The 13,395-nt window shown below is 30.2% G+C and carries 14 protein-coding genes; 2 read left to right on the forward strand and 12 right to left on the reverse strand.

All coding sequences use genetic code 11. The features are described 5' to 3' along the window. Positions 1-152 precede the first annotated feature (152 nt). Positions 153-1,295, reverse strand: coding sequence for a pyridoxal-phosphate-dependent aminotransferase family protein (locus tag LN736_RS17985; protein WP_229982141.1), 1,143 nt, complete (start codon positions 1,293-1,295; stop codon positions 153-155). A 168-nt stretch (positions 1,296-1,463) separates the two neighbouring features. On the opposite strand from LN736_RS17985, the gene LN736_RS17990 reads away from it, so the two are divergent. Beyond that, positions 1,464-2,063 carry a uracil-DNA glycosylase gene (locus tag LN736_RS17990; protein WP_150358712.1) on the forward strand — a complete coding sequence of 200 codons (600 nt, stop codon included), beginning with the start codon at positions 1,464-1,466 and terminating at the stop codon, positions 2,061-2,063. Here LN736_RS17990 and LN736_RS17995 read toward each other — a convergent pair. From LN736_RS17995 to LN736_RS18040, 10 genes are all read right to left on the reverse strand, one after another. After that, positions 2,060-2,491, reverse strand: a complete 432-nt coding sequence (locus LN736_RS17995) for a VanZ family protein (protein WP_268253960.1) — start codon at positions 2,489-2,491, stop codon at positions 2,060-2,062. The two genes, LN736_RS17990 and LN736_RS17995, sit on opposite strands and share 4 nt — an antisense overlap. A 45-nt stretch (positions 2,492-2,536) precedes the next feature. After that, positions 2,537-3,508 carry a zinc-binding metallopeptidase family protein gene (locus tag LN736_RS18000; protein WP_326839102.1) on the reverse strand — a complete coding sequence of 324 codons (972 nt, stop codon included), beginning with the start codon at positions 3,506-3,508 and terminating at the stop codon, positions 2,537-2,539. 25 nt (positions 3,509-3,533) lie between these two features. Continuing rightward, the gene (locus LN736_RS18005; RefSeq protein WP_229982144.1) at positions 3,534-4,538 is read right to left on the reverse strand and encodes a M42 family metallopeptidase; all 1,005 of its coding nucleotides are present in this window, start codon (positions 4,536-4,538) and stop codon (positions 3,534-3,536) included. Further along, positions 4,529-5,560, reverse strand: a complete 1,032-nt coding sequence (locus LN736_RS18010) for a zinc-binding metallopeptidase family protein (protein WP_229982145.1) — start codon at positions 5,558-5,560, stop codon at positions 4,529-4,531. Before LN736_RS18010 ends, LN736_RS18005 begins: the two co-directional genes overlap by 10 nt. Positions 5,561-5,720: 160 nt before the next feature. Continuing rightward, on the reverse strand, positions 5,721-6,620 hold the full coding sequence (locus LN736_RS18015; RefSeq protein ID WP_229982146.1) for a M28 family peptidase: 900 nt from the start codon (positions 6,618-6,620) through the stop codon (positions 5,721-5,723). A 153-nt stretch (positions 6,621-6,773) separates the two neighbouring features. Continuing rightward, a complete protein-coding gene (locus LN736_RS18020) occupies positions 6,774-7,991 on the reverse strand; it encodes a DUF4179 domain-containing protein (RefSeq protein WP_229982147.1) in 1,218 nt (405 codons plus the stop codon). Beyond that, positions 7,992-8,534 (reverse strand): sigma-70 family RNA polymerase sigma factor, encoded by a 543-nt coding sequence (locus LN736_RS18025; protein ID WP_150358719.1) that lies wholly within the window; start codon positions 8,532-8,534, stop codon positions 7,992-7,994. A 344-nt stretch (positions 8,535-8,878) separates the two neighbouring features. Next, positions 8,879-9,295 carry a PH domain-containing protein gene (locus tag LN736_RS18030; protein WP_229982148.1) on the reverse strand — a complete coding sequence of 139 codons (417 nt, stop codon included), beginning with the start codon at positions 9,293-9,295 and terminating at the stop codon, positions 8,879-8,881. Between the two features lie 533 nt (positions 9,296-9,828). After that, positions 9,829-10,614 (reverse strand): CPBP family intramembrane glutamic endopeptidase, encoded by a 786-nt coding sequence (locus LN736_RS18035; RefSeq protein WP_229982149.1) that lies wholly within the window; start codon positions 10,612-10,614, stop codon positions 9,829-9,831. A 113-nt stretch (positions 10,615-10,727) separates the two neighbouring features. Next, a protein-coding gene (locus tag LN736_RS18040) for an IS630 family transposase (protein ID WP_407647207.1) occupies positions 10,728-11,791 on the reverse strand; the annotation gives its coding sequence in 2 pieces (ribosomal slippage) (positions 10,728-11,264 and positions 11,267-11,791; 1,062 coding nt in all). Between the two features lie 765 nt (positions 11,792-12,556). Between LN736_RS18040 and LN736_RS18045 the strand changes: the two genes are divergently transcribed. After that, positions 12,557-12,742: a hypothetical protein gene (locus tag LN736_RS18045; RefSeq protein WP_229982150.1), complete on the forward strand. Its 186-nt coding sequence runs from the start codon at positions 12,557-12,559 to the stop codon at positions 12,740-12,742. 319 nt (positions 12,743-13,061) lie between these two features. On the opposite strand, the gene LN736_RS18050 is transcribed toward LN736_RS18045, so the two are convergent. Beyond that, on the reverse strand, positions 13,062-13,395 hold a 334-nt coding region (locus LN736_RS18050), incomplete at its 5' end, for a winged helix-turn-helix domain-containing protein (RefSeq protein ID WP_229982151.1).

Here is a 13,395-nt window from a genome sequence, read left to right on the forward strand (position 1 = left end):
CAACAGTTGATATTCTATCATATTTCATTTTATTTTCTCTGCAGTATATATCCTTAAAACCAATTTATCTTATATTTCCTGCTGTATAATAGCTTTTTCCATACCATTCGTATACTGATACACTAGGTGCTGTTTATTTTATAATTTCATCATCATGAACTGTGAATTTCTCTTAAAAAGCACTGTGCCATATCACATTTACACTTGAATCCAAAATGCTCTAAAGCTCTTTGAAGAGAATATAAAGTATGGACTACTAGATCTTCTCTAGCATTTTCACCCATATGCCCTATTCTAATCACCTTCCCCTCCAAATATCCAAAAGAACCTGCTATCAGAACATTAAAATTGTCCACCATGTATTGTCTCAACTTCTTTTCATCTATACCTGCCGGTACTTCAATAACACTTACAGTATTGGAATATCCATTTCTTGTATACAAATGCAGTCCAGCTTCTATAATAGCTTTTCTCATGCTTTTTCCGATTCTTTCATGTCTTTTCAGGACACTATCATCTGCCAAAATATTGTCCACCGCTGTTCTCAATGCAATTATATCACTTATAGGTGGGGTATATGGAAACCACTTTTCTTCATAATAATTTTTCCAAACCAGCAGATTACAATAAAAAGACTTTATAGGACTCTTTCTGCTTTCCATTGCATAAAAAGCATCTTTACTAATACTGAGCAGTGAAAGACCCGGAGGTGCTGAAATACATTTTTGAGATCCTCCTACAACTATATCTATTTTCCAATTATCAACTTCTAAATTTTCACCTCCCATAGCGGAAACACTATCCACTAGAGTCAATATACCTTTTTCCTTGAGCATAGGACATATTTTTGACAAATCATTCAGTACTCCTGATGGAGTATCACAGTGCACAACCGTGGCATACTTAAAATTGCTGTCCTTATCTAAAAATCTCTTTAAATCCTCTAAATTTATTTCTTCTCTCCTGTCTCCCTTAAAAAACACCACTTCGCCATCATACAATTTGATTAAATCTGCAAATCCCTCTCCAAATATTCCATTGTCAATTACAAGTACTCTATCCCCTTTTTCAGTGAGAGAGGCACAGGCAGCCTCTAAACCAAGCATACCTTCGCCGCCTAATATTCTAACTTCATTTTTAGTTTTTAAAAGTTCACTTATCTTTTTACAAGTTTCCTTATAAAAATCATAGAATTTAATATCTAAATCAGGATTTGTGCATCGCACACTTCTAGCCAGCCTCACATTTTCTCTAACTTCTGTGGGCCCCGGCGTCATTATATATGGAACTTTCAACAAAATCACCTCTTAAACAATTTAACAGCATTATATCATCAGCATATTTATTTGCAAATGTATTGGTACAATTATGCTAAAAGTAGATAAATTATTTCATTTAAAAAGTATATATATGTTAAAATGTAAGAAAATATAATTGATAAAATATTAGAAAGGAAATCTTTTATGAATGATATAGAAGAAAGGCTTAGAAAAAAAATTAAAGAAATTTGTGACAATTACAAGGAGTCTCCAATAGGCGGATATATATCAGGAGATGGTCCCATTCCCTGTGACGTATTATTTGTAGGTGAGGCTCCCGGTAAAACAGAAGTAGAAAGGGGTAAACCTTTTGTGGGCATGGCTGGCAAAACTTTTGAAAAATACCTAAACCTAATAAATTTAGAAAGGAAAATGGTTCGAATAACTAACAGCTGTTTTTTCAGGCCTATTAAGATAAAAGAAGGTAAAAACGGAAGAAAAACTGTAAGCAACAGAACTCCAAAGATTTCTGAAATAAAACTGTTCAAGGATATACTGAATAAAGAAATTGAACTGGTAAATCCTAGAATAATTATAACTTTGGGAAATACACCTTTAAAAATATTTACTGAATTCAACTCTATAGGAGAGTGTCACGGAAATATCTATTTTAATGAACAGCTTAAAAAACATATATTTCCTATGTACCACCCCTCTGCTCTGACTTACAATAGAAATAGCAATTTTGAATCTACCTATAAAAACGACTGGCTAAAATTAAAGAACGCTCTAAATAACCTTTAGAGCTCTTTAGCCCTTTTTTTGTACCAGTAATAACATATCAAAAATCCCACCATTCCACCTGCAGTATCTATTATTACATCTTTCATTCGAGCAGTTCTTCCCAACACAAACAGCTGATGAAATTCATCTGAACAGGAATACAAAAATATTACTGAAAGTGAAAAAGCAGCTAATTTTTTCAACTTGAAATTCTCTTTTCCCGCGTTGAATATAAGTACTGATAATATTAAATACTCTAAAAAATGAGAAACTTTTCTCACTACAAAATTGGCTAAGTTTCCAAATATACTATTTAAATCAATCCCTAACATCTGAAATATATATATAACAAATTCGCTTTTATCATTTGACACAACTGCTTTCTGATTGGAAAAAGCAAATATTATTATCATCCATAATACTACTAAAATCCACCTAAATTTTCTCATTTCACATTTAAGCCTTTCTAAATAACCTTAATCGAATATTCATTTTTACAGAAGACTACTAAAATTTCCCAAATGTTTTAATACCTTTATAGTATCTTCCACGTCATCAATAGATATCATTTCTGAAGCAGAATACTTATACCTGCAGGGTATGGCAATTTCACCGGTTCTTATACCTATGCCCTGTTTATGCACCAATTCACCTTCAGATCTATCTGTATTTATACTGTATTGAAGATTTACATTTGCTTTTTTTGCTGCATTCTCCAATATATTCTTTATATCCCTGTGCATTATAAGGGAATTATCCATGATCTTGAGCACAGGGCCTTCTCCCATGTTTATATTTGTATCCGGTTTTTCTGAATTTTTCGCCTTATCAGTTCCCACTACTATACAATAATCAGGCTTTATATCACTTGCTGCAGCTCTTGCTCCTATTCCTCCCACTTCTCCCTGGGATGAAAATACAAAACTGATTTCAACTCCATCCTTCATTTCAATTTCCTCTATGAGTCTCAAAAGTATATAACATCCTACTTTATTATGCAAAAGTGGACTTATCACATTATTATCCCCTGCATTTAAATAAGGTCCCACAAGAGATGCTATGTCTCCCTCTTTTACTTTTTTCAATGCCTCTTCCTTTTCTTTTGCCCCTATATCAACAAACATATCTTTGGAAGAAGTATATATTTTACCCAATGTGCCATTCTCAAATCTTATAAAACTGTGGGATATATCTTCCTTATTAAAATGACCTATACTGCTGACTCTTATCATTCCATTATCATCTACATGATTTACTATAAATCCAACTGAATCCATATGGGAACACAACATAATTTTAATTTCTCCAGATCCTAATTTCAATATTACGTTACCCATACCATCCTCATATACGCTCTGATCTATGTTATTTAGATAATCTTTTATTACCCGCTTAACTTCATATTCCCTACCGCTGATTCCAAAAGAATTGATTAATTTTATTAGAAGTTTATCCAAAATTCTCACCCCTCCACCTTTTAACTAAACCATACTATAATTCCTTCAAATAGTTTTTCAGCAACTCCAACGTATTTTGATAGTCAGCTTTACTGCATAGAGATATATTGCAATTCATATACCTGCAGGGCATTAGTACAGCCGCAATCTTGCAATCATTCACACTAATACGGACTGCCTTAAGTTCTCCCTCTCTCTGAGTATCTCCAACTTTTTGATAGGGAATACCTTTATTAATCGCTTCATTCCTAATAGATTCTCCAATATCTTTATCAAATATTGACTCTCCACCTTTAAATGGTATAATAGGGCCACCCGTCAATTGTATGGTTCTTAAATAACCTGGGGTTTCTAATATATCCATACTATTTATCGCATCTAAAATTATAGTAACATCTGGATCAATATTATAAGCTGCACCATAGATTCCCCTTTGCTCTATATTGCCCTGTACACTAAATACACCATATAAATTGCATTTAAAATCCTGTTTCAATAATTCCATAAGTATGGAACAACCTATTCTGCTATCCAGAGCTTTTCCCTCTATAAAGTCATCTCCAAAATAACAAAAATGATTGTCAAACACCGCGAAATCTCCCAGTGAAACAATTTTGCTGCATTCTTTCTTGCTGAAGGCACCTATATCTATACACATGTTTTCACAGGATAAACTCTTATTTACTTCTTTCTTGTTCTGGAGATGTATTGGTTTTATTCCTATAATTCCCGATATTTTTTCATCACCGATCAGAATAGTTTTACAGGGCAGTGAATTTTTATCCACCTCTCCTATAGTTGAAAATTTTAAAGTTCCATCTTCATTATAACCTGTTATTATAAGCCCCAATTCATCCATATGCGAGGCCACCATTACTTTAGGAGAATTAGAACTACTATTTTTATGAACCACAACATTTCCCATTCTATCTACATTTATATCTTTGGTGAACATTCCCAGTTCATCTAAGATAACTTTCCTTGTTTCATTTTCATACCCGGAGGGTCCCATGGAATTACAGAGTTTTTCTAAAAACAAAACAATCCCTCCAATTCATTTCCTTTTAATTCCTGAATAAACCTGGCCAGAAGCCTTCCCGTATTTCTGATATCTCTTAAATTCACCATCTCCACAGAAGTATGCATATACTTTATGGGAATGGATATTAGAAGGGTTGGTATTCCACCAACGGCAGTCTGAATGTCCCAGGCATCCGTCCCGGTGTTTCCCGGCTCCACTTCGACTTGATAGGAAATATTATGTCTATCTGCCGTCTCTATTATCCTGCTTTTAAGTTTAGGATGCACATTGGGTCCTATACATATGACGGGTCCCTCTCCCAATTTATTTTCTCTGTCCGTATCCCCGAATATTCCTCCATCAAAGGTCACATCAACAGCTATGCCTATGTCCGGTTTGATTTCATAGCTTGCCATGCCGGCACCTCTGTGTCCCACTTCCTCCTGACAGGAACACACAAAATAAACATCCAGGTCCGGAGTGACATTTTTGAGCTCTGCTGCACATATATGCATAGCTGCAATACTTGCCCTATTATCTATGGCTTTGCCGCATACATTCTCATTTAAAAGCTGAATCATATTTCTTTTTAAAGTAATATAATCTCCTATATTGACTAAATCATTTAATTTCTCAAAATTATATCCTGTGTCTATATACAGATTTTCCATCTTGATCTTATTTCTGTCTTTATCCTCATATGCAGGCTTTAAAGCTACAATTCCCTTTATTCTCTCTTTCCCATGAATGACAACCTCCTGGGATACAAGGCTTTTGGGATCTATTCCCACAGCTTTGAATTTTAAAAATCCTTCCCTTGAAATCTCATTTACCATTAAAAACACTTCATCTGCATGGGCCATTATCATTATTTTATTGGAATTTTTTCCTTTTTTATGTATGTAAATATTATTCAATTTGCTCATGGTTATATTTCCAAATTCCTTAAAACCATCTTCTATGATAGAGTACAGCCAATCCTCTCTCCCACTGGGTGCATCAGCTTCACAAATTTTTTTTACAAAATCCAAGTCCTCCATTTTCTACCTCCAGCCAAATATATTGGTAATTTAATTATAGCATAACTGCAAGAGACAATTGTTATCAAAAGGAAAATCGTCAAAGGCAAACAAAAAAATAAATTATCATGATTTACGATAATTTATTTTAAAATCCAGTTTATTTTTGAATTAAAAATTCTCAATTAGATAATGAATTTATAACAGTATCTGCAACTAACTTGAGCTTTGATTCATCTATAAGTGAAATTGTATCCTGTGGACTGTTTATTTTTAAATTTTTGTCATAAGCCTGTCCTATACACAATGCCGGAATTTTATTTGCATCAAAAGCAACATAATCGCTAAACTCACGATCTGTTTTCTTTATATTCATATCTTTAGGCTTTCTTTCTAATAACGTAACAGCAAAATTTTTCTTTCCACTTATGGTAAATATATATGGTTTACTACCACCTTTCTGTGCTATTGAATCAATATTTATAACTGCTTTTATATTTTTTTTATCATTAGAGGATAAATTTTTTATGTAATGATTTGAGCCTACTCCTCCCAATTCTTCACCACCAAAGAAAATAAATCTTAATTCATAATTACTTGGTACATTTTTTAGTAATCTAGCCGTTTCCATAACCACCGAAACTCCTGAAGCATTGTCATTTGCTCCTATGGAATTTTCAGAACAATCGTAGTGTGCACAAATGATTACAGTTCCTTTATTATAATTTGCTTTACTTTTCTTAATTGCAATTAAATTTTGGCTACCGTTCAATTGCAATTTGTTATCCGATGTATAATTATACAAAGAAAATGTTTGCGTCTGCGTTTTATATCCATAGGACTGAATTTTATTTTTTATGTATTCGTAAGCTTTTTTTTCATTATCTGAACCAAATGATCTATTGCTAACAGCTAATGATTTAATAGTACTCATCATCAACTGTTGATCTGATTTTTTTGTTACATTATTAACTGCTGTTGATTGGTTTTTATTATTAAAAGATGGGCTAGTGCACCCCGAAAAAACACAACAGCTAATCAGCGTAAATATTAGTATTAACTTTATGCATTTATTTTTCATTTTTCCTATCCCTTTTCCTATCCCTCTCTTATGATGATAAAGCTATCTCAAAAATAGTACTGCTTGTATTGGGCTAACTTCTTAAATTTACAGTATTACCTAGTCACTACTCCTTTTTTTAGTTCATGAATACTTATAATTTTTTAATAAAAACTATTTGATTTTTACTTTCGTTGTCTCTATATTTGTATAAGGTTCACCATTTGAGTAATTAAGTTGATTTATCACTAGATACAATTTATTTGTTCTGTTAAAGTAAGGACTTTCAAATGATAAATTTATACAATTTTCCGAATCCATGCTTACCAGAGCATTCCCCGAAATACTATATTTATTTCCTTTCTCATCTGTCAAATAGGGTAACTTGCTGGTATCCCCTCCAACTATTCTTCCAATTGAATTGCATTGAGATTTATCAATACTATTTTTACCCAATTGTATTCTTATTTCAGTATGGGTAGGGTAGATTTTTACACTTTTAAAAGTGAAATCAGTATTATTAATTGAAAATGGAATATTATTATATTCTTCCGGTTTTTGTGATTTTAGGTTTTTGTCAAGTTTTATTTCAAAATTCCAATTGCCGGATATATTTTTGGGTTCTCTATTGAATTTTGAAGTAAAATTATTGTAAGCTTCTTTAGAATAAGACATATTATATGCTTCAGTAATACCTGAAACCTTTAAATTTATTTCATCAGGTATTTTCATATCCTTTATACTTATCAACTCTATGGAACCAAAAGTTTTCTTATTTTTAGAATAATTTTCAATAGAATTACCCAATGATGAAATTATACATTTATAATTTGTGTTGCTTAAGGATAGACTATCTTGATTTTTATTATTCAGCTTAGGCGGAAGTCTTTGTGATTTAAAATCATCACTGCTCAAGAGAGTTTTTCCATTGTTGTCACTTATAGAAAATTTTTTCATCAGAAGATTCTTGATATCCTCATCAGCTGTTGTTCCATTTAACGTATATAATATAAATATATCTTTATCATCTGTAATTACATTATCAACAGTGATACTTATATTCTTGTCTTTTTGAATTTTACTTATATTTTGAGACAAATTTTGATTTACAGCACTATCTATATTTTTATCATAATGAAATTGTACAGCATTGGCTATAGATGATATTACAGGCACATCACTTAGTGACTCCGCAAAAGCAGGCACAAAATTGACACTGCTGATGAAAATAATAATCAATGAAGCTATTGCAGCATTAATCTTAATCAGCCTTAGTTTTATAGTTCTTATTTTTTTATCCCTTTTTGCTTTTGAAATAGACTTTTTAATTACATCATCAAGCCTGCTTGATATGTCAATTTTTTCAAACCCATTTTTAGGATCATGCTTCATTTAAATACACCCCTTTTCCAATTCAACTTTTAATTTTTTTAACGCTCTTCTTAAATAAACTTTCACAGTGCCTTCCGGGTATTCTAAAAGCTTAGAAATTTGAGGAATAGTCATATCCTGAAAATATTTTAAAATGATTAAGTTTTTATATTTTATACTCAAATTATCCATAGCATTATATAAGTCAACATTTTTAGATATGTTAAACTCCATTTCTGAAATATTATTATCCTTGTCTAATAAATTATAGTCATGAACATAAATAATATTTTTATTACTTTTTAACTTATTTATAGATAAATTTATAAGTATCTTTATAATCCAACTGCTAAAATACTGTGATTCCCTTAATTTATTTATATTCATATAGGCTTTATATACAGTATCGCTTACAATATCCAGAGCATCCTGTTCATTTCTTACATATATAAATGCCATTTTATAAAGATTTTCTTTATAAAAATTTATCAACTCAACAAACGATCTATCATCTCCTTTTTTAGCATTATTCACAAGAATTTGAACTTTATCCGTTTCTTTCACTACCTCACTCCTCCACAAAGATATCTGGAAACAATTTATCACACATTAATTAGACAATTTTAATATATAAAAAGTTACACTTAATATCAATTATTAAGTTAATAAAAGTTCTAAATAAAAAAATAAATTACCATGATCTTACGATAATTTATTCTAAAATCGAGTTTATTTTTTTAAAAATGTGCTAAAATATAATTAAAAGAAGCCATTGCGGCTTTATTATTGAATTGGATTTTCAGTTAATTAAATGCACTCTCGCAAAGTGCATTTAATTTTTTGAGCTTTTATTTTAGTCTTTTTCCAAAATAAAAAGGTGATCATGCCTTTTTATAATAAATAAAATTTTAAATTTGTGAAGCAATTCGCTTGCTGAGTACATCAATAAATTCCTGTTTTTTATCTGGAGAAATTAATATAGAATCACAGAAAGAATTTTTATAATATTTAATTTCTAATCTATCCATAGATAACGCTGGAGAAGATATTATGTTATTACTCTCTTTAAATGAAATAATATCTCCATAATTAATCTTAATATTTAATATTAGCCCACTTCTTATATATAAATATGAATCTTCAAAAACATAATAAGTAAGAAAATATCTTGGTAAAATAAATAATATTAATAAAGAAATGAATAAAATAAATGCTAAAGATCCTATTTTATTTATAATATATAAATAAAACAACCATAAAGTTATAATTGTAAATAATACTACTGTAATATGAAACCACCAACCAATTTTCGAATTAAATTTCATCCTTATACCCTTCCATAAAATTTATCGATTTTCAATAACCGATCTCTGTTATCAATTAGCCATAAATACCCTCTTTGCAAGAGATAAAATCTGGAGAGTGGCCAATTAAAAAACTTTATTTTCTTAATAGATATTATATCATATTAAAAAAGATATTTTTATGTAAAAAAACTAAAGCTGGAAACTAGCATTTATGTTATTATAATATAAAAAGCCAGGAGGAAATAAATTTGAAAAGCAAATATTCAATAATCAGATTTATATTTGGAATGTTAACACTCATATTATGCATAATTGCTCTGATATACAGCAACACTTATAGACCTAACACTCAAGTATTAATGAATTTTATGTTCATTTGTTTAGGAATTTTTCAAATTTTAAATGGAATATATTTTTATAAACAAAATAAAAAATCCGATGGAATATTGCTAATCTTAGTAGGTATATTTATTTTTGCCGTTATAGTTAAAATTTCAATATTTTAACTATGCGAGCATAGAAAAATACCCATTTTTTTATATACTTTAAAACTAAACCAGTGTATATCCCCAATCATATAAAGCATGAAATATAGATGGTGCAGTGACATTTTCAGTTTTAATCATCATATATCCCAAGAACAAACTGAAAAAAACTAAACCAAACATACTCGTAAGGGTTTCAGTTAAAGTCATTTTCCCAATAAAAATTCTTTGAGGTAAATGCATTAAAGCCATTAAAGCAGAAGCAGTCATCCATCCTTTGTTTTTTCCCATCCATGCAATTAAACGGGTTTGTAAATATCCCCTAAATATGAACTCTTCAGAAAATCCAATTACAGCACAGTTTAATAACGCCCAAAAATGGCCAATGTTTAAATGAGTTATTACTTTATCGACATTTATATTCATATAAAATAGCGACAATATTATAAATATAATACCTGAGATTGTACCAATACCAATTGATTTTTTCAGATTATGCCTTGACACCCCTGTACTTGCCCATGATTGTTTAAAAAATTTCTTTGTTAATAATATAGGGCTTATAATTATTAAATACAATAATGCATTTGACAGAACAGTAGAAAAATTATAAGTTACACTTGTCTGTATATCAGTATTTGATTTACCAGTATAATTTATAAAAAATATTATAAGCGTAATTAAAAAAATACTTATAAAAACTGCAGCAAAAGCATGTAATCCGGATTTTCTTGGATCATTAAAATTATATTCTTTGTGCTCAAATCCTAGTTTTGAAGTTAAAATGTATACGATTAGCCCCGAAATCAATAAAAATATACCCCGACTTATAATATCTTTTAAAAAATTCATATTATTAACCCTCCCGATCATTTTAATCAATTGTACCATAAATGGTGGTTTATAGTACTTTTAAATAAAATAAAACCAGAATATTTTTACTCTATATAGAAAGTAAAAATGGTTCAAAGCTTTATACAAAGTCTGTCAATAACCTCTGAGTTGGATAAATTGATACGTTTAATAAACTCTCTGACAGCTGTCCTTATTTCTTTTACTGTGGGATAAAATACATTATTTATAATGTCAGATTTAAGCCACTTCCACAGACCTTCAATAAGGTTAAGCTGTGGGCTGTATGGTGGAAGAAATACAAGTTTCAATCGAGGGGTTGCCTCCATAAATGGCTGTATAAGTTTTGCGTGGTGAATACGAGAATTATCCAGGATCATTACTATCTTTCCAGAAGGATACTGCTGTACAATTTCCTTTAGAAATTTAAGAAATACTTCAGCATCATACTTTTCGTCTTCACTGCAATATACTTGTCCAGTTTCATAGTTTAATACACCTAAAAGTTTAACTCCCCTATGCTTACCAGTAGTAGGAATAATGCGCTGTCTGCCTTTTATAAACCATATTTTTGCTATGGCCTGGTAATCCCGAATCATTGATTCATCCTCAAAAAGAATATAATCTATATGACCTTTCATTAATTTTTTTTTAAAAGTTCAAACTGGTCTTTGAATTCTTTTTGTCTTGATTCATCAGCTTTTTTCAAAGAATATGTTGGACGGGTGAAACTTAAATTATTTCTGTATAATACTTCAAGCATTCCTCTTTGACAGTAGGAAACACCATAAAGTTTCATTACCAGCTTCCTTATTATCGTAGTATCCCACTTTTTTCTTGCGGTAAAACCTTCTTCATCGGGGGTTCTGGTTGTAATTATTTTAATTAGTTCTAATTCCTGGGCATTGGTTAGATGACGGGGAGCTCCCGGGCTTTTGCCAATAACCAAACCACTTAATCCAGACGATTTATATTTTTTAACATATACACCTACAGTTTGAAAAGATATATTGTTCATATAGGCAATCTCGTTAAGCTTGTATCCCTGGAGATAGTTAAGTATAACAATATATCTTATATGCATTCTCTTATTTGAGTTATTTTTCAGTGCCTGATTGACTTCTTCAAAATCTGATTTTTCAGCATAATAATTTATTCTATCATGTACTTTTTTCATTCCTGTTCACAATCCTATAGTCAGAATTATTATATTTTTATAATTCCACTATTTAGTGAATTTTATTTCAGAATTTATTGGAATGCTGCTTGTATATTTCTTACTTTCTATATAGTAACAAGTTTTATTGTAAAATTATGTTATAAAAAATGCATTGTATATTAATATAAGGTTTTTTTAGAAATCCTGAAAAAATTCAGGATTTTTTATTTTTTCATACAATTTTACCACATATTAAAAGTATAAATATTTTAAAATTATTTATTTAATTTTTTCAAAAGTAACACATAACCTTATAGGGAAAATTTTCTAAAGAAGTGAGGTGACGAACATGATTAATAAAATAAAAAATATGCTATTGCACTATTTAAACACAAAAGTAAAAAAATTGGACTTGGTAAAAATAATTATTATAATAATTATTTTTTCCTTAATATTATTCATTCCACAAAGCATAAAAGTAGATTATGCACCTAAAAACACTACAATATTAGTGGGCAAACTTCAGAACACTCTATTTATAAAAATATCCCAGCAATAAGAAACAAGCCCCGGGTTAAATCAATAACTCGGGGCAATAATTAATTCTGTGCTTAACTACAAGGTAGAATATGGATAAACTTTATAAATATAGATTCGTGGTTAAAATTTATGCTATAATAATTATCAGGAGAATAAGGATGTTTTTAGTTAGTCACCCTCCAGGATTTTATCTCTCCCATGGAAGTCGTTGCGGTTAATCTGACAACAGAGGGGGTGACATAAATGAGTGATTCTATTACTATTACATCTATAGTATGCGTTACAATAGTGAGTATAGTTGGTATTTTTGCTATGCTTGCATACTTAAAAGAAAGAGCCATTCTTAAATATAAGAACAGCTCTAAACACAGTAATAATGAAATATCTATTACTGCGGATAGTGATAAAGAAAATAACTTAAAAAATTAAAATGCACCCTAGCGTAAGTGCATTTTAATTAACTAATAACATTTAACAATCAAAAACCGTAACGGCTTCTTTTAAATATATTATATCACAATTTATTATTTTAAATCATATTTTGTGGTATTAATTTTATTTATCTTTAAAAATTATACTAAAATTTTAAAAAATATATTACTATATAGAAAGTAAAAATGGTTCAGAGCTTTATACACCTAAAAGTTTAACTCCCCTATGCTTACCAGTAGTAGGAATAATGCGCTGTCTGCCTTTTATAAACCATGTTTTTGCTATGGCCTGGTAATCCCGAATCATTGATTCATCCTCAAAAAGAATATAATCTATATGACCTTTCATTAATTTTTTTTAAAAGTTCAAACTGCTCCTTGAATTCTTTTTGCTTTGATTCATCAGCTTTTTTTAAAGAATACGTCGGCCGGGTAAAACTTAAATTATTTCTGTATAATACTTCAAGCATTCCTCTTTGACAGTAGGAAACACCATAAAGTTTCATTACCAGCTTCCTTATTATCGTAGTATCCCACTTTTTCCTCGCAGTAAAGCCTTCTTCATCGGGGGTTCTGGTTGTAATTATTTTAATTAGTTCTAATTCCTGGGCATTGGTTAGATGACGGGGAGCTCCCGGGCTTTTGCCAATA

Source organism: Clostridium aromativorans, from assembly GCF_020908015.1.
Lineage (GTDB): Bacteria > Bacillota > Clostridia > Clostridiales > Clostridiaceae > Clostridium_B > Clostridium_B aromativorans.

Coding starts and splice junctions, on each gene's coding strand:
- LN736_RS17990 (WP_150358712.1), top strand. CDS start 1,464: ATGAATGATATAGAAGAAAGGCTTAGAAAAAAAATTAAAGAAATTTGT.
- LN736_RS17995 (WP_268253960.1), bottom strand. CDS start 2,491: ATGAGAAAATTTAGGTGGATTTTAGTAGTATTATGGATGATAATAATA.
- LN736_RS18010 (WP_229982145.1), bottom strand. CDS start 5,560: ATGGAGGACTTGGATTTTGTAAAAAAAATTTGTGAAGCTGATGCACCC.
- LN736_RS18015 (WP_229982146.1), bottom strand. CDS start 6,620: ATGAAAAATAAATGCATAAAGTTAATACTAATATTTACGCTGATTAGC.
- LN736_RS18020 (WP_229982147.1), bottom strand. CDS start 7,991: ATGAAGCATGATCCTAAAAATGGGTTTGAAAAAATTGACATATCAAGC.
- LN736_RS18030 (WP_229982148.1), bottom strand. CDS start 9,295: ATGAAATTTAATTCGAAAATTGGTTGGTGGTTTCATATTACAGTAGTA.
- LN736_RS18035 (WP_229982149.1), bottom strand. CDS start 10,614: ATGAATTTTTTAAAAGATATTATAAGTCGGGGTATATTTTTATTGATT.
- LN736_RS18045 (WP_229982150.1), top strand. CDS start 12,557: ATGAGTGATTCTATTACTATTACATCTATAGTATGCGTTACAATAGTG.